Raw genomic sequence first — 17,521 nt, 5'->3', positions numbered from 1 at the left:
TGAAACGCCGTAGCGCCGATGGTAGTGTGGGGTCTCCCCATGCGAGAGTAGGGAACTGCCAGGCATCAAATAAAACGAAGGGCCCTGTCGGAAGACAGGGCCTTTTGTTTTATCTGTGGTCTGTCGGTGAGCACTCGTTGCGCAGCAACGGCCCGTAGGGTGGCGGGCAGGACGCCCGCCATAAACTGCCAGGCATCAGACAAGTGAAGAAGCCCGTCCGTCTGGACGGGCTTCTTTGCGTGTGTGGTAACTGTAAAAATGTAGGCCTGATAAGCGCAGCGCCATCAGGCAACCGGCACCGCCGGATGGCAGCTTCGCCTTATCCGGCCTGCATGCACTTATCAGGCAGCACCACTACTCACGGATAAATTAAATTCAACAATGGATACGGTTTCCCAAGATCGTCAACCTCCGAACGTCCCGTCACCTTAAATCCCATTTTCTTATAAAATCCAACAGCTTGTGTATTTTGCTCGTTAACATTGGTTGTCAACCCCGGTGCCAGTGTTAACGCATGTTCAACTAATCTCTTACCGATACCCTGACCACGCACGTCCGGATCGACAAACAGCGCATCCATATGTTCGCCGGTAAGCAGCATAAATCCTACCGGCTCATCCTGATCGGTCACGGCAACCCATAGTGGCGCTTCTGGCAGAAAATCGCTCACCAGTTCTTCCAGTTCGGCCCGATAAGCGTTTGACAGAAAATCGTGCGTAGCATCGACTGAGCGACGCCAGATCGCAATCAGTTTTTCCCCTTCCTCATGCCTTGAACGGCGAATGTTAATCATCATCTTCACTCCTTTTTTGCTTACTTCTATTCTAATGCAAATGCTGTCGTGAAACTTTCTCACCTTGAACTTGCAGACTCGACATTCGCCTGATTTCTGAGTATCTTCAGCTATCTGGATGTCTAAACGTTTAAACGTATGTCGTGAGGTTATCAGGTTATGCCGATTCGCGTGCTGGACGAGCTACCCGCCGTCAATTTTTTACGTGAGGAGAATGTCTTCGTCATGACGACTTCTCGCGCATCAGGTCAGGAAATTCGCCCGCTAAAGGTACTTATCCTTAACCTGATGCCGAAGAAGATTGAAACGGAAAATCAGTTTCTGCGTTTGCTATCGAACTCGCCATTGCAGGTCGATATTCAACTACTGCGGATAGATGCCCGCGAGTCGAGGAACACGCCAGCCGAGCATCTGAACAACTTTTACTGTAACTTCGACGATATCTGCGATCAGAACTTTGATGGGCTTATCGTGACCGGAGCGCCGCTGGGTCTGGTGGAGTTTAATGACGTGGCTTACTGGCCGCAGATTAGGCAGGTGCTGGAATGGGCGAAAGATCACGTTACTTCGACGCTATTTGTCTGTTGGGCCGTTCAGGCCGCACTCAATATTCTGTATGGTATCCCTAAGCAGACCCGTACAGATAAACTTTCCGGCGTCTATGAACATCACATCCTTCATCCACATGCTCTGTTAACGCGTGGTTTTGATGATTCGTTTCTGGCGCCACACTCACGCTATGCCGATTTCCCGGCGGCGCTGATACGGGATTATACGGATCTTGAAATTCTGGCCGAAACAGAAGAAGGGGATGCGTACCTGTTTGCCAGCAAAGATAAACGTATTGCGTTTGTCACCGGTCATCCTGAATATGACGCTCATACGTTAGCGGGTGAATATTTTCGTGACGTTGAGGCCGGGTTAAATCCGGAGGTTCCGTACAACTATTTCCCAAAAAACGATCCGCAAAACATACCGCGCGCAACCTGGCGCAGCCACGGTAATTTACTGTTTACTAACTGGCTCAACTATTATGTCTACCAGATTACGCCATATGATCTGCGTCACATGAATCCAACCCTGGATTAATCTTCTGCTTCTGACGATCCTAAAGCGTTTCAGCATGTTGAATCAGGCACCTTCGGGTGCCTTTTTTATTTCCGAAACGCACCTCATCATGTAATTAAATTTAATTTATATTGTTATCAATAGGTTAATGCATAATTAAATTAAAAATGGAAATTGTTTTTGATTTTGAAATTTAATTGAGTAGTCTTAGTTGTGTTGAACGAAAAGCGCACAGTGATCCTTCGTTCGCATTGGGGATGTATCTGGATCAACAACGAGGAGCTGCATGATGAATCCACAGGCAACCACAACTGATGAATTAACCTTTACCAGGCCGCAAGGCGAGCTGGAAAAGCAAGTCCTGACCGCTGAAGCAGTCGAGTTTTTGACGGAGTTAGTCACCCGTTTTACGCCAAAACGCAATAAACTCCTGGCTGCACGTATCCAGCAACAGCAGGATATTGATAACGGTAAGTTGCCTGATTTTATTTCGGAAACCACTTCCATTAGAGAAAGTAATTGGCAGATTCGTGGTATTCCGGCGGATTTACAGGATCGCCGAGTAGAAATTACCGGGCCGGTTGAACGTAAAATGGTGATTAATGCCCTGAACGCAAATGTGAAAGTGTTTATGGCGGATTTTGAAGACTCGCTGGCGCCGGACTGGAATAAAGTTATTGATGGTCAAATCAACCTGCGTGATGCGGTGAACGGCACCATTAGCTATACCAACGAAGCCGGAAAAATCTATCAGCTCAAGCCCGATCCGGCCGTATTGATTTGTCGTGTACGTGGTCTACATCTGCCAGAAAAACATGTTACCTGGCGGGGGGAAGCCATTCCCGGCAGCCTGTTTGATTTTGCTCTGTACTTTTTCCACAACTATAAAGCGCTGCTCGCTAAAGGTAGCGGCCCGTATTTTTACCTGCCGAAAACGCAAGCCTGGCAGGAGGCAGCCTGGTGGAGCGAAGTCTTCAGCTACGCCGAAGACCGCTTTAACCTGCCGCGCGGTACGATCAAAGCGACCCTGTTGATTGAAACGCTTCCTGCTGTTTTCCAGATGGATGAGATTCTTCATGCGTTGCGTGATCATATTGTCGGTCTCAACTGTGGTCGCTGGGATTATATTTTCAGCTATATCAAAACGTTGAAAAATCACCCGGATCGCGTCCTGCCGGACAGGCAGGTGGTAACGATGGACAAACCGTTTCTGAGCGCCTACTCGCGCCTGCTGATCAAAACCTGTCACAAGCGCGGCGCGTTCGCGATGGGCGGTATGGCGGCGTTTATCCCGAGCAAAGACGTTGAACGCAACAATCAGGTCCTTGCCAAAGTGAAAGCGGATAAAGCGCTGGAAGCGAACAACGGCCACGACGGCACGTGGATTGCGCATCCTGGGTTGGCGGATACCGCAATGGCCGTCTTTAACGAGGTACTGGGCGAGCACAAAAATCAGCTGTTCATTACCCGTGATGAAGATGCGCCGATTACCGCTGAACAGTTACTGGAGCCATGTGAAGGCGAACGCACAGAAGCGGGAATGCGCGCCAATATTCGCGTGGCAGTGCAGTACATTGAAGCGTGGATCTCCGGCAATGGCTGTGTACCGATTTACGGTCTGATGGAGGATGCCGCGACGGCGGAAATCTCACGAACCTCTATCTGGCAGTGGATTCACCATGAGAAAACACTGGGCAATGGAAAACCCGTAACGAAAGCGCTTTTCCGCGAAATGTTGGCGGAAGAGATGCGGGTAATCCAGGACGAACTGGGCGAGCACCGCTACAGCAGCGGGCGCTTCGACGATGCCGCACGTCTGATGGAGCAAATCACCACCTCAGATGACTTAATCGACTTCCTCACCCTGCCGGGCTATCGCTTACTGGCTTAATTCACCACATAACAATATGGAGCATCTGCACATGAAAACCCGTACTCAACAAATCGAAGAATTACAGAAAGAGTGGACACAACCGCGCTGGGAAGGCATCACCCGCCCGTACAGCGCGGAGGAGGTGGTGAAATTACGCGGCTCGGTTAACCCGGAATGCACGCTGGCGCAGCTCGGCGCCGCGAAAATGTGGCGGCTGTTGCACGGTGAAGCGAAAAAAGGCTATATCAACAGCCTTGGCGCGCTGACCGGCGGTCAGGCGTTGCAGCAGGCGAAAGCTGGTATTGAGGCGATTTATCTTTCAGGCTGGCAGGTGGCGGCAGATGCCAACCTGGCATCCAGCATGTATCCGGATCAATCGTTGTACCCGGCAAACTCTGTTCCGGCGGTAGTGGATCGGATCAACAACACTTTCCGTCGTGCAGATCAGATCCAGTGGGCATCCGGTATTGAACCCAACGATCCGCGCTATGTGGATTACTTCCTGCCGATCGTTGCTGATGCGGAAGCCGGTTTTGGCGGCGTTCTGAATGCCTTCGAACTGATGAAATCGATGATTGAAGCCGGTGCAGCGGCCGTTCACTTCGAAGATCAGCTGGCGTCGGTGAAGAAATGCGGCCATATGGGCGGCAAGGTGCTGGTCCCCACGCAGGAGGCGATTCAGAAACTGGTTGCTGCGCGTCTGGCCGCTGATGTGATGGGCGTCCCGACGCTGGTGATTGCGCGTACCGATGCGGATGCGGCAGATCTGATCACCTCCGACTGCGATCCCTATGACAGCAGTTTTATTACCGGCGAACGCACCAGCGAAGGTTTCTACCGCACCCATGCGGGCATTGAGCAGGCGATCAGCCGCGGTCTGGCGTATGCCCCGTATGCCGATCTGGTATGGTGCGAAACCTCTACGCCGGATCTCGAACTGGCGCGTCGTTTTGCCGATGCTATCCACGCGAAGTATCCGGGCAAACTGCTGGCCTATAACTGTTCACCATCCTTCAACTGGCAGAAGAATCTGGACGACAAGACCATTGCCAGCTTCCAGCAGCAGTTGTCGGACATGGGTTACAAATACCAGTTTATTACCCTGGCGGGTATTCACAGCATGTGGTTCAACATGTTTGACCTGGCGCATGCATACGCTCAGGGCGAGGGCATGAAACACTATGTTGAGAAGGTTCAACAACCCGAGTTCGCCGCGGCGAAAGACGGCTACACCTTTGTTTCCCACCAGCAGGAAGTGGGCACTGGTTACTTCGACAAAGTCACCACCATTATTCAGGGTGGCGCGTCATCCGTTACCGCGTTAACGGGTTCCACCGAAGAATCGCAGTTTTGATTGATGCCCGGTGGCGCTGCGCTTACCGGGCCTACAGATAGCGTAGGCCGGATAAGCGAACGCGCCATCCGGCAGGACGTGGTGCCGGATGAGGGGAAAAAATGCCGCGTGGCCTGGAATTACTGATTGCTCAAACCATCCTGCAAGGCTTTGACGCGCAGTATGGTCGATTTCTGGAAGTGACTTCCGGCGCGCAGCAGCGTTTTGAACAGGCCGACTGGCACGCCGTCCAACAGGCGATGAAAAGCCGTATCCACCTCTATGATCATCATGTGGGTCTGGTGGTGGAGCAACTGCGCTGTATTACCGATGGCAAAAGTACCGACGCGGATTTCCTTTTACGCGTTAAAGAGCATTACACCCGGCTGTTGCCGGATTACCCGCGCTTCGAGATTGCGGAGAGCTTTTTCAACTCCGTTTATTGCCGGTTATTTGACCACCGCTCGTTAACACCCGAGCGGTTGTTTATTTTCAGTTCGCAACCGGAGCGTCGCTTCCGTACTATCCCGCGCCCGCTGGCCAAAGACTTCTTTCCCGATCACGGTTGGGAGACGCTGTTGATGCGCATACTCAGTGATTTACCGCTGCGTCTGCCCTGGCAGAATAAAAGCCGGGATATCCGCTATATTATCGCGCACCTGACTGAAACACTGGGCGAGGACGCGCTACCTCGCTGCCATGTCCAGGTGGCGAATGAGTTGTTTTACCGTAATAAAGCGGCCTGGCTGGTAGGTAAATTAACCACACCTGACGGTACGCTGCCGTTTTTATTGCCGATTCATCGTACTGATGAGGGGGAACTGTTTGTCGATACCTGCCTGACCACCACGGCAGAAGCGAGCATTGTGTTTGGTTTTGCCCGCTCTTATTTTATGGTGTATGCGCCGCTGCCTGCCGCGCTGGTTGAGTGGTTGCGTGAAATCCTGCCGGGTAAAACCACTGCCGAACTGTATATGGCGATTGGCTGCCAGAAACATGCGAAAACCGAAAGCTACCGCGAATATTTATGTTATCTGGCTGAAAGCGATGAGAAATTCATTGAGGCGCCTGGCATTCGCGGTATGGTGATGCTGGTGTTTACCCTGCCAGGTTTCGACCGGGTATTTAAAATCATTAAAGACAAATTCGCCCCGCAGAAAGAGATGTCTGCCGCCCATGTGCGTGCCTGTTATCAACTGGTAAAAGAGCATGATCGCGTCGGTCGTATGGCGGATACCCAGGAGTTTGAGAATTTCGTACTGGATAAACGGCAAATTGATCCGGCGCTGATGGCGCTGTTACGGCAAGAAGTGCCAGAGAAGATTACCGATCTTGGGGAACATATCGTCATTCGCCATCTCTATATTGAACGTCGCATGGTGCCGCTCAATATCTGGCTGGAACAGGTAGAAGGCCAGCAGTTGCGCGATGCGATAGAAGAATATGGTAATGCGATTCGCCAGCTTGCCGCCGCTAATATTTTCCCCGGCGATATGTTGTTTAAAAACTTTGGCGTTACCCGTCATGGTCGCGTGGTGTTCTATGACTACGATGAAATTTGCTACATGACGGAAGTGAATTTCCGCGATATTCCGCCAGCGCGTTATCCGGAAGACGAACTGGCCAGCGAACCCTGGTATAGCGTCTCGCCAGGTGATGTTTTCCCGGAGGAGTTTCGCCACTGGCTGTGTGCCGATCCGCGTATCGGGCCATTGTTTGAAGAGATGCATGCCGACCTGTTTCGCGCCGATTACTGGCGCGCGCTACAGACGCGTATTAAAGAAGGGCATGTAGAAGATGTGTATGCCTATCGTCGTCGCCAGCGCTTTAGCGTGCGTTATGAAACCGACCGTAGGCCGGATAAGGCCTTTGCGCCGCCATCCGGCAATGTACGCCGTGCCTGATGGCGCTGCGCTTATCAGGCCTACAAATCAGTCCCAACCCTTGCTTATCTAAACCCACCATAGGCCAGCGTCACCTCTTTCGCCGCTTTAATCACCATGGCGCCAAGTTCGGTGACGCGATCGTCGGTAATGCGTGAGCAGGGGCCGGAAATAGAGAGGGCCGCAAACGGTTCGCGGTGTTCGTCATAAATACACGAGGCCACGCAGCGCAGACCGAGCGCATGTTCTTCGTCGTCAAAGGAATAGCCGCGCTTGCGTGTTTGGGCGAGGTCATCTTTCAGATGCAACGGCGACACCAGCGTCGCATGGGTATAAGCGTGCAACCCCTTGCGGTGCAGCAGACTGGTAACCTGTTCCTCACTGAGCTGTGATAAAAACGCCTTGCCCGCGCCAGAGGCGTGCATGGGCAGCTTGCCGCCAATAGGGGCGGACATGCGCATCAATTGTGTGCACTGCACCTGGTCGATAATAATGGCCTGATGGTCGCTCTGGTCGAGTACGGCAAGGTTTACCGTTTCGCCGGAATCCTCCATCAGCTTGCGCAAAATCGGATGGACAATCGCCAGCAGATTACGGCTCTGTAAGAAGCTGCTGCCGACGATAAACGCGTGTGCGCCTACGGCCCAGTGGCCCAGCTCACCAACCTGGCGGACAAAACCCTGTTGCTGCATGGTGGTGAGTAGACGGTGAGTCGTGGAATTAGGCAAACCCGCCTGTTGCGCCAGTTCGGTCAGCGCGACGCTGCCGTTAGACTCGGCAATCCACTCCAGCAGCTTCAGACCGCGAGTTAAAGACTGAACCTGCCCGGTTACGGGTGCAGTGGTAGCGGCAGGTTTTCTCCCGCGTTTCGCGGGAACAGGGGCAACCATGGCAGACTCCTTTTTCTGTATCGTGGAAATCATTTTCGTTTTATTCAATTATAATGCAAGAGTTCCTGAACTGATCGGATGAGTGACATCACAGGATGCCCGATGGCGCTGCGCTTATCAGGCCTACGCTTTGGGAGCCGCCAAAGTAATTTGTAGACTGATAAGGCGCTTGCGCCGCCATCCGGCAAAGCGACAGAAGTGGGTGGCAAGCTGAACATGTCTCATGTTGCCCGTTGTTCTCTTTTCCGCCAGCACGCTTTGTGCCAGTATGGCTCGTTACGTGGAGCGTTGTCGGGAGCGAGTGTGAGCAGCAAAGTTGAACAACTGCGTGCGCAGTTAAATGAACGTATTCTGGTGCTGGACGGCGGTATGGGCACCATGATCCAGAGCTATCGTCTACATGAAGAAGATTTCCGCGGGGAGCGCTTTGCCGACTGGCCCTGCGACCTGAAAGGCAACAATGACCTGCTGGTCCTCAGCAAGCCGGAGGTGATCGCCGCTATCCACAACGCCTACTTTGAGGCGGGCGCGGATATCATCGAAACCAACACCTTTAACTCGACAACCATAGCGATGGCAGATTACCGGATGGAATCCCTGTCGGCGGAAATTAACTATGCGGCGGCCAAACTGGCGCGTGCCTGCGCCGATGAATGGACGGCGCGAACACCAGAAAAACCACGCTTTGTTGCGGGCGTGCTTGGTCCAACTAACCGCACGGCCTCCATTTCACCGGACGTCAACGACCCGGCGTTTCGTAATATCACCTTCGATCAGCTGGTGGCGGCCTACCGTGAATCCACTAAAGCGCTGGTGGAAGGTGGCGTAGATCTGATTCTGATTGAGACCGTCTTTGACACCCTGAATGCGAAAGCGGCGGTGTTTGCGGTGAAAGAAGAGTTTGAAGCGCTGGGCGTTGATCTGCCGATCATGATTTCCGGCACCATCACCGACGCCTCTGGTCGTACCCTCTCCGGCCAGACGACCGAAGCCTTTTATAACTCGCTGCGCCACGCCGAGGCGCTCACTTTTGGCCTTAACTGCGCACTGGGGCCTGATGAGCTGCGCCAGTACGTCCAGGAACTGTCGCGGATTGCCGAATGCTACGTCACCGCGCACCCGAACGCCGGCCTGCCGAACGCTTTCGGCGAGTACGACCTCGACGCCGACACCATGGCGAAACAGATTCGCGAATGGGCGGAAGCGGGCTTCCTGAATATCGTTGGCGGCTGCTGTGGCACTACGCCGGAGCATATCGCCGCCATGAGCCGCGCCGTTGCCGGTTTGCCGCCGCGCCAGCTGCCGGATATCCCGGTCGCCTGCCGCCTTTCCGGCCTGGAGCCGCTGAACATTGGCGACGATAGCCTGTTTGTCAACGTCGGCGAACGTACTAACGTCACCGGCTCGGCCAAATTTAAGCGCCTGATCAAAGAAGAGAAATACAGCGAAGCGCTGGATGTCGCCCGTCAGCAGGTAGAAAGCGGCGCGCAGATTATTGATATCAATATGGATGAGGGGATGCTCGACGCCGAAGCGGCGATGGTGCGTTTCCTCAGCCTGATTGCCGGTGAGCCGGACATTGCCCGTGTACCAATCATGATCGACTCCTCCAAATGGGAGGTTATCGAAAAAGGGCTGAAGTGCATTCAGGGTAAAGGCATCGTCAACTCTATTTCGATGAAAGAGGGCGTGGAAGCCTTTATTCATCATGCGAAGTTGCTACGTCGCTACGGCGCCGCGGTGGTGGTCATGGCCTTTGATGAGCAGGGGCAGGCCGATACCCGTGAGCGTAAAATCGAAATTTGCCGCCGAGCCTACAAAATTCTCACCGAAGAGGTGGGCTTCCCGCCGGAAGACATCATCTTCGACCCGAATATCTTTGCCGTCGCCACCGGTATTGAAGAGCACAACAACTACGCGCAGGACTTTATCGGCGCTTGCGAAGACATCAAACGCGAGCTGCCGCACGCGCTGATCTCCGGCGGCGTGTCTAACGTTTCCTTCTCGTTCCGCGGCAACGACCCGGTACGTGAGGCTATCCACGCGGTATTCCTCTACTACGCCATCCGCAACGGCATGGACATGGGCATCGTCAACGCCGGACAGCTGGCGATTTATGACGACCTGCCCGCCGAGCTGCGCGATGCGGTTGAAGATGTCATTCTTAACCGTCGCGATGACGGCACTGAGCGTTTGCTGGATTTGGCGGAGAAATACCGCGGCAGCAAAACCGACGAAGCTGCCAACGCCCAGCAGGCGGAATGGCGTAGCTGGGACGTGAAAAAGCGTCTCGAATACTCGCTGGTGAAAGGCATTACCGAATTTATCGAACAGGATACCGAAGAAGCCCGCCAGCAGGCCGCCCGCCCGATTGAGGTGATCGAAGGCCCGCTGATGGACGGCATGAACGTGGTCGGCGACCTGTTCGGCGAAGGGAAAATGTTCCTGCCGCAGGTGGTGAAATCCGCCCGCGTGATGAAACAAGCGGTGGCCTACCTGGAGCCGTTTATTGAAGCCAGCAAAGAAAAAGGCTCCAGCAACGGCAAGATGGTGATTGCCACCGTGAAGGGCGATGTGCACGACATTGGTAAAAATATCGTTGGCGTGGTGCTGCAATGTAACAACTACGAAATCGTCGATCTTGGCGTGATGGTGCCAGCGGAGAAAATCCTCAGAACGGCGCGTGAAGTGAATGCCGATCTGATTGGTCTTTCCGGGCTTATTACCCCGTCGCTGGACGAAATGGTTAACGTGGCGAAAGAGATGGAGCGTCAGGGCTTTACTATCCCGCTACTGATCGGCGGCGCAACCACTTCGAAAGCGCATACGGCGGTGAAAATCGAGCAGAACTACAGCGGTCCGACGGTCTACGTGCAGAATGCTTCGCGTACCGTGGGCGTGGTGGCGGCGCTACTCTCCGACAACCAGCGCGATGACTTTGTCGCCCGTACCCGCAAAGAGTACGAAACCGTGCGTATTCAGCACGCCCGCAAAAAACCGCGCACGCCGCCGGTCACGCTGGAAGCTGCGCGCGATAATGATCTGGCGTTCGATTGGGAACGCTACACTCCGCCAGTAGCCCACCGTCTGGGCGTGCAGGAGGTGGAAGCCAGCATCGAAACTCTGCGCAACTATATCGACTGGACGCCGTTCTTTATGACCTGGTCGCTGGCCGGGAAGTATCCGCGCATCCTCGAAGATGAAGTGGTGGGCGTTGAGGCGCAGCGTCTGTTTAAAGACGCCAATGATATGCTGGATAAACTGAGCGCGGAGAAGCTGTTGAATCCGCGTGGCGTGGTGGGCCTGTTCCCGGCGAACCGTGTGGGTGACGACATCGAAATCTATCGCGACGAAACCCGTACTCATGTTCTGACGGTCAGCCACCACCTGCGCCAGCAGACCGAGAAAGTTGGTTTTGCTAACTACTGTCTGGCGGATTTTGTCGCGCCGAAACTGAGCGGCAAAGCGGACTACATCGGCGCGTTTGCAGTCACCGGCGGTCTGGAGGAGGATGCGCTGGCGGACGCCTTCGAAGCGCAACACGACGACTATAACAAGATCATGGTGAAAGCGATTGCCGACCGTCTGGCGGAAGCGTTTGCCGAGTATCTGCATGAGCGTGTACGTAAGGTTTACTGGGGATATGCGCCGAACGAGAGCCTGAGTAACGACGAATTAATCCGCGAAAACTACCAGGGGATTCGCCCGGCGCCGGGTTATCCTGCCTGCCCGGAACATACCGAAAAAGGCACTATCTGGCAGCTACTGGATGTCGAAAAACACACCGGGATGAAGCTCACCGAATCTTTCGCCATGTGGCCTGGCGCGTCGGTCTCCGGCTGGTACTTCAGCCATCCTGAGAGCAAATACTTCGCGGTAGCGCAGATCCAACGCGATCAGGTGACAGATTATGCTTTCCGTAAAGGAATGAGCGTTGAGGACGTTGAGCGGTGGCTCGCGCCGAACCTGGGTTACGATGCGGACTGATTCATAAAATCGTCACTTTTCCTTACAACATACAAGGCACTCATTGGGTGCCTTGTCTCTTTCTTACAATTAAACCCTTATACTGAAGGAAGACTCTACGCTGAATTTGCCGGATGGCGGCGTAAACGCCTTATCCAGCATGTATGGTAAGCCTGGTGGCGTGCAACGCCACCAGGCCTTAACGCTGTGCGCCATCAGGCAATTTATCGCAAGTGAGCTTCAGGAAAACGTATAACGATAAGGAGAACCTGACGCCGTGTTAACTTTGCTCCATCTACTTTCTGCCGTTGCGCTGTTGGTATGGGGAACACATATCGTTCGTACTGGCGTAATGCGCGTGTTTGGCGCGCGTCTACGCACTGTCCTCAGCCGCAGCGTGGAAAAGAAACCGCTCGCCTTTTGTGCGGGTATCGGTGTTACCGCGCTGGTACAAAGCAGTAACGCCACCACTTTATTGGTAACGTCGTTTGTCGCCCAGGATCTTGTCGCCCTGACGCCAGCTCTGGTGATTGTGCTGGGCGCCGATGTGGGTACTGCGCTAATGGCGCGTATTCTCACCTTTGACTTGTCGTGGCTATCGCCGCTGCTGATTTTTATTGGCGTGATTTTCTTTTTGGGACGTAAGCAGTCCCGCGCCGGGCAGCTGGGTCGCGTCGGTATCGGGCTTGGCCTGATTCTACTGGCGCTGGAGCTGATTGTGCAGGCAGTGACGCCGATCACTCAGGCTAATGGCGTGCAGGTCATTTTCGCGTCGCTGACGGGCGACATTATGCTGGATGCGCTGATTGGCGCGATGTTCGCTATTATCAGTTATTCCAGCCTGGCGGCGGTGTTGCTGACGGCGACCCTGACGGCGGCGGGGATTATATCGTTCCCGGTGGCGTTGTGCCTGGTCATCGGCGCCAATCTGGGATCGGGCTTGTTGGCGATGCTCAACAACAGCGCCGCCAATGCTGCCGCGCGTCGCGTAGCGCTCGGCAGCCTATTGTTCAAATTGATCGGCAGCCTGGTCATCCTGCCGTTTGTCCATCCGCTGGCGAATCTGATGGATGAGCTATCGCTACCGAAGTCAGAGCTGGTGATCTATTTCCACGTTTTCTATAACCTGGTGCGCTGCCTGGCGATGGTGCCATTTGCCGAGCTGATGGCGCGTTTTTGTAAACGAATTATTCGTGATGAGCCTGAACTGGATACCCATCTGAAGCCGAAACATCTGGATGTCAGCGCGCTGGATACGCCAACGCTGGCGCTGGCTAATGCTGCCCGTGAGGTGTTGCGCATTGGCGATGCGATGGAACAGATGATGGAAGGGCTAAAAAAGGTCATGCACGGCGAGCCGCGTGAAGAGAAAGCGCTGCGCAAGCTGGCGGATGACGTTAACGTGCTCTACACCGCGATTAAGCTTTATCTGGCGCGAATGCCAAAAGACGAGCTGGCGGCGGAGGAGTCCCGCCGGTGGGCGGAGATTATTGAGATGGCCCTGAACCTCGAACAGGCGTCGGATATTATCGAGCGAATGGGCAGCGAGATTGCCGACAAGTCGCTGGCGGCGCGTCGGGCATTTTCAGAAGAAGGATTGAAAGAGCTGGATGCGCTTTACGATCAACTGCTCAGTAATCTGCAACTGGCGATGTCGGTCTTTTTCTCCGGCGATGTTACCAGCGCCCGTCGGTTGCGCCGCAGTAAACATCGCTTCCGTATACTTAATCGCCGATACTCACATGCGCATGTCGACCGCCTGCACCAGCAGAACGTGCAAAGCATTGAAACCAGCTCGCTCCATTTAGGGCTGCTGGGCGATATGAAGCGTCTTAACTCACTGTTCTGTTCGGTCGCCTATAGCGTACTGGAACAGCCGGATCAGGACGAGGAACGGGGCGAGTATTAAGTGAAATGCCGGATGGCGGGGCCTACGGAGAACATGCGCGTAGGCCCGCCATTCGGCATTCAATGTGGCCAGGGATTAAAAGCGATGACCCGCTTCCAGCGCCACGGCCTCTTCGCCTGCTTTAAACACCCAGGTGGTATTCGGGCCGCCGAGAACCGCCTGGCCGTTGCTCACCTGAATCCAGTTACCTTCCGGCAAACCAATCACTGTCAGTTCCGGCGCGACCACCAGCAGTTCGCGAATACGCTGCTCGCGGGTCTCGCCCTTATGACCTTCCGGCAAGGCGTTAGTGAAGTGAGGATTAATTTGCAGCGGGAACAGATCCAGCGCGTCGAAACCGTTTGGATCGACGATCGGCATATCGTTGGTCGTGCGGATAGTCGGGCAGGCAAGGTTGGCGCCTGCGCTCCAGCCGATATACAGCGCGCCGCGTTTTACCCTGTCCGCCATCGGCGCCAGCAGCCCGCGTTCACGCGATTCTTTCAGTAGCTGAAAGGTATTTCCGCCACCGACAATAATGATTTCCGCTTTCTCAATCGCCGCAAGCGGATCGGCGACACGATGAATCCCTGTGACGTTTATCCCTAATGGCGCAAGCACCTCTGCGGTTTTATCCGTGTACTCGTCCCATGTTTGCGTGACGCCGGCAAACGGAATAAACACGGCTGAACGTCGACCGTTCAATTGATTCGCTATCAGCGGCAGAGCGTGTTCCAGCCAGGCTTTACCCGGCAGCGTCGAGTTACTTAATAAAAGCAGTTCCATTACTTCTCCACCTCATCAGGAAATGTCAAAACGTAATAATGCTACCATTATCCATTTAATGTCTTACTGATATGGTTCATGATGTTACGCGTGTTACAGGCAAAGCGCGGTCGCTAAAAGTGACGACAGGCCAGATCTGCCATCTGGTATCGCCTGAAAAATTACAGGTATAATCCGCAAAATTATTTAACACGTTTAGAGACGAAAATGGCAAAACTGACCTTACAAGAGCAACTGCTACAAGCGGGATTAGTGACCAGCAAAAAAATGGCCAAAGTCCAACGCACGGCTAAAAAATCACGCGTTCAGGCTCGTGAGGCCAGAGAGGCGGTGGAAGAAAATAAAAAGGCGCAACTTGAGCGTGATAAACAACTCAGTGAACAGCAAAAACAAGCGGTTTTAGCGAAAGAGTTTAAAGCTCAGGTTAAGCAACTTATTGAAATGAATAGAATCAATGTATCTAAAGGCGATATTGGTTTTAACTTCACCGATAATAACGTCATCAAAAAAATAGACGTGGATAAGCTCACTCAGACGCAACTGATTAATGGGCGTCTCGCGATTGCGCGCCTGGTTATCAATAACAGCGGTGAATGTGAATATGCGATTATTCCCGCGAGCGTCGCCGATAAAATCGCACAACGAGATGCGGACAGTATTGTCGTAAACAGTGCGCTGAGTCAGGAAGAGCAGGACGAAGATGATCCGTATGCCGATTTTAAAGTTCCTGACGATTTGATGTGGTAAGTCACATTCCCGACGTTTATGTAGAAAAATTTCTCAGAGAGTAAATATGCTGACCGACACATCTACCCGGCTTAATAAATATATCAGTGAAAGCGGCATCTGTTCGCGTCGCGAGGCGGACCGTTTTATCGAACAGGGCAATGTCTTTATCAACGGCAAACGTGCCGCCATTGGCGATCAGGTGGTCGCCGGGGATGTTGTTAAAGTAAATGGTCGGTTGATTGAGCCGCGAGAAGCGGATGATTTAGTGCTGATTGCGCTGAATAAACCGGTTGGCATTGTCAGTACCACTGAAGACGGCGAACGCGACAATATTGTCGATTTTGTGAACCACAGCAAACGTATCTTCCCGATTGGTCGTCTGGATAAAGACTCGCAGGGGCTGATATTTCTGACTAACCACGGCGATCTGGTCAATAAGATTCTGCGTGCCGGTAACGATCACGAAAAAGAGTATCTGGTGACGGTGGATAAACCGATTACCGACGAGTTTATTCGTGGTATGGGCGCTGGCGTGCCGATTCTGGGTACTGTCACCAAAAAATGTAAGGTGAAAAAAGAGGCGCCGTTTGTCTTTCGCATTACCCTGGTGCAGGGATTAAACCGTCAGATCCGTCGTATGTGTGAATACTTTGGTTATGAAGTGACGAAACTGGAGCGTACGCGCATTATGAACGTCAGCCTGAGCGGGATTCCGCTGGGCGAGTGGCGCGATCTGACGGACGATGAGCTGATCGATCTGTTTAAATTGATTGAGCGTTCCTCTTCCGAAGCCAAACCAAAGGCCAAAGCGAAGCCGAAGACCACGGGTATTAAGCGACCGGTTATTGCGATCGAAAAAAGCAATGAGAAAGCGCGCCCGGCATCAAGCGGTAAGCGCTTTACCTCGCCGGGACGAAAGAAGAAAGGACGTTAACGTCTGCCACGCGTCGGCGTATTCGCCGACCAGGAGAATGACGCTTCCGTATCGGGTTTATACGCCTGCTTTTTCTTCAACTGGCGGGCTTTTTTCGCTTCAGCCTCACGCAGCGCCATCAGCTTATCGATGTACTCCTTTTTTACGCTGTTGGTCTCAGAATTGGTCAGCGGACGACCGTGCGCAATACGGGCGCGGTCCAGCAACGTTTTCAGTTCGCGCTGTTCGCGCTCGGTCATCTCTTTTTGGGTAATGCGGGGGAGTGCCATACGGGTGCCCTCAGTTAGCCGATGCATTTAGTCTACGGCAATACGCAACGGGCGGATAGCGTGTAAGCCGGGTAAGCTTGCGCCACCCGGCAATATTTTAATTTACCTTTACCGTTTCGCCCGATTTTTCAACAATCGGTTTCCCGGACCAGTAACCAGCCAGTAGTGACCCTGAAAGGTTGTGCCACACTGAGAACAGCGCGCCAGGCAGCGCTGCGAGCGGGCCAAAGTAGATTTTACCCAATGCAGCAGCAAGACCAGAGTTCTGCATCCCGACTTCGATCGCCAGCGTTCGACAGGCTGACTCATCAAAACCGAACAGACGTCCACCCCAGTAGCCGCCAAGCAGGCCAAGGGTGTTATGCAGGATCACCGCGATGATCACCATAAAGCCGACGGAGGCGATATGTGAAGCTGAACCCGCGACCACCGCGCTGATGATTGCCAAAATGCACACCATCGAGAATGCTGGCAGATAAGGTTTTACCACTTTCACTACGCGCGGAAACAGATGGTGAATCACCAGCCCCAGCGTGATTGGAATGACCACAATCTGTAGAATGCTCAGCAGCATACCCATCACGTCGACTTGAATATGGGCATCGACGTACAGGCGCGTGAGTAGTGGTGTGGCGACCATGCCGACCAGCGTGGAGACCGATGAAATGGTGACTGAGAGCGCGACGTCTCCCTTCGCCAGATAGATCATTACGTTAGAGGCGGTGCCGCTGGCTACGCTGCCGACCAGTACCATCCCGGCGGACAGATCTGGCGGCATCTTAAACAGCAACGCCAGCAGCCATGCCGCGAGCGGCATTACCAGATAGTGCAGGAATATCCCTGCGGCGACAGGGGCTGGTCGGGAGAGCACGCGTTTAAAGTCGTCAACGTTAAGATGGACCCCCATACCGAACATAATCAACATCAGTAGTGTCGCGACCCACGGCCCAACAGGAGTAAAGGTGGATGGTGTGTAATACGCAATGAGAGAGAGCAGCAGCGCCCATAACGGGAACAGCCGGGTAATGACGGCGAGCATGTTGTTTTCCTTGCAAGTATGTTGTGTTTGTTATCAACGGGTCAGGATCGAGCCAGACCATAGTTATTGT

The 17,521-nt window shown here is 53.6% G+C and carries 14 protein-coding genes; 9 read left to right on the top strand and 5 right to left on the bottom strand.

Annotated elements, in window-relative coordinates; genetic code table 11:
• Positions 1–358: 358 nt before the first annotated feature.
• On the bottom strand, positions 359–796 hold the full coding sequence (locus tag HV477_RS22970) for an acetyltransferase (protein ID WP_000973248.1): 438 nt from the start codon (positions 794–796) through the stop codon (positions 359–361).
• 156 nt (positions 797–952) lie between these two features.
• Between HV477_RS22970 and metA the strand changes: the two genes are divergently transcribed.
• The 4 genes from metA to aceK all read left to right on the top strand — a co-directional run bounded on the left by metA (position 953) and on the right by aceK (position 6,971).
• Entirely contained in the window at positions 953–1,882 is a 930-nt protein-coding gene (metA, locus tag HV477_RS22965; protein WP_001122767.1) for a homoserine O-succinyltransferase, read from the top strand.
• A gap of 268 nt (positions 1,883–2,150) precedes the next feature.
• Positions 2,151–3,752: a malate synthase A gene (aceB, locus tag HV477_RS22960; protein WP_001069370.1), complete on the top strand. Its 1,602-nt coding sequence runs from the start codon at positions 2,151–2,153 to the stop codon at positions 3,750–3,752.
• Positions 3,753–3,783: 31 nt separating this feature from the next.
• Positions 3,784–5,088 carry an isocitrate lyase gene (gene aceA, locus HV477_RS22955; RefSeq protein WP_000857884.1) on the top strand — a complete coding sequence of 435 codons (1,305 nt, stop codon included), beginning with the start codon at positions 3,784–3,786 and terminating at the stop codon, positions 5,086–5,088.
• A gap of 101 nt (positions 5,089–5,189) precedes the next feature.
• Positions 5,190–6,971, top strand: coding sequence for a bifunctional isocitrate dehydrogenase kinase/phosphatase (aceK, locus tag HV477_RS22950; protein ID WP_079899292.1), 1,782 nt, complete (start codon positions 5,190–5,192; stop codon positions 6,969–6,971).
• A 44-nt stretch (positions 6,972–7,015) separates the two neighbouring features.
• Here aceK and iclR read toward each other — a convergent pair whose 3' ends face one another.
• Positions 7,016–7,840 (bottom strand): glyoxylate bypass operon transcriptional repressor IclR, encoded by an 825-nt coding sequence (gene iclR, locus HV477_RS22945; protein ID WP_000226433.1) that lies wholly within the window; start codon positions 7,838–7,840, stop codon positions 7,016–7,018.
• A 303-nt stretch (positions 7,841–8,143) separates the two neighbouring features.
• Between iclR and metH the strand changes: the two genes are divergently transcribed.
• Positions 8,144–11,827 (top strand): methionine synthase, encoded by a 3,684-nt coding sequence (gene metH / locus HV477_RS22940; RefSeq protein WP_023181251.1) that lies wholly within the window; start codon positions 8,144–8,146, stop codon positions 11,825–11,827.
• A 256-nt stretch (positions 11,828–12,083) separates the two neighbouring features.
• Positions 12,084–13,715: a Na/Pi cotransporter family protein gene (locus tag HV477_RS22935; RefSeq protein ID WP_000956811.1), complete on the top strand. Its 1,632-nt coding sequence runs from the start codon at positions 12,084–12,086 to the stop codon at positions 13,713–13,715.
• Positions 13,716–13,790: 75 nt separating this feature from the next.
• Here HV477_RS22935 and pepE read toward each other — a convergent pair whose 3' ends face one another.
• The gene (pepE, locus tag HV477_RS22930; protein ID WP_000421776.1) at positions 13,791–14,480 is read right to left on the bottom strand and encodes a dipeptidase PepE; all 690 of its coding nucleotides are present in this window, start codon (positions 14,478–14,480) and stop codon (positions 13,791–13,793) included.
• Positions 14,481–14,551: 71 nt separating this feature from the next.
• On the opposite strand from pepE, the gene HV477_RS22925 reads away from it, so the two are divergent.
• From HV477_RS22925 to rluF, 3 genes are read left to right on the top strand one after another with little or no spacing between them, the layout of a single operon-like run.
• Positions 14,552–14,653, top strand: a complete 102-nt coding sequence (locus HV477_RS22925; RefSeq protein ID WP_079899290.1) for a hypothetical protein — start codon at positions 14,552–14,554, stop codon at positions 14,651–14,653.
• A gap of 34 nt (positions 14,654–14,687) precedes the next feature.
• A complete protein-coding gene (locus HV477_RS22920; protein WP_001096724.1) occupies positions 14,688–15,227 on the top strand; it encodes a DUF2058 domain-containing protein in 540 nt (179 codons plus the stop codon).
• Between the two features lie 46 nt (positions 15,228–15,273).
• Positions 15,274–16,143, top strand: a complete 870-nt coding sequence (gene rluF, locus HV477_RS22915) for a 23S rRNA pseudouridine(2604) synthase RluF (RefSeq protein WP_079899289.1) — start codon at positions 15,274–15,276, stop codon at positions 16,141–16,143.
• Here the strand turns inward: rluF and HV477_RS22910 are convergent.
• Entirely contained in the window at positions 16,140–16,412 is a 273-nt protein-coding gene (locus HV477_RS22910; RefSeq protein ID WP_001207628.1) for a DUF3811 domain-containing protein, read from the bottom strand. The two genes, rluF and HV477_RS22910, sit on opposite strands and share 4 nt — an antisense overlap.
• A 97-nt stretch (positions 16,413–16,509) precedes the next feature.
• On the bottom strand, positions 16,510–17,451 hold the full coding sequence (gene panS, locus HV477_RS22905; protein ID WP_079899288.1) for a ketopantoate/pantoate/pantothenate transporter PanS: 942 nt from the start codon (positions 17,449–17,451) through the stop codon (positions 16,510–16,512).
• Positions 17,452–17,521: the final 70 nt, after the last annotated feature.

The sequence above is a fragment of the Salmonella sp. SG203 genome (assembly GCF_013350575.1).
Taxonomy (GTDB): domain Bacteria; phylum Pseudomonadota; class Gammaproteobacteria; order Enterobacterales; family Enterobacteriaceae; genus Salmonella; species Salmonella enterica.
The sequence above is the reverse complement of the archived record's forward strand: the minus strand, read 5'-3'. Positions and strand labels throughout refer to the sequence as shown.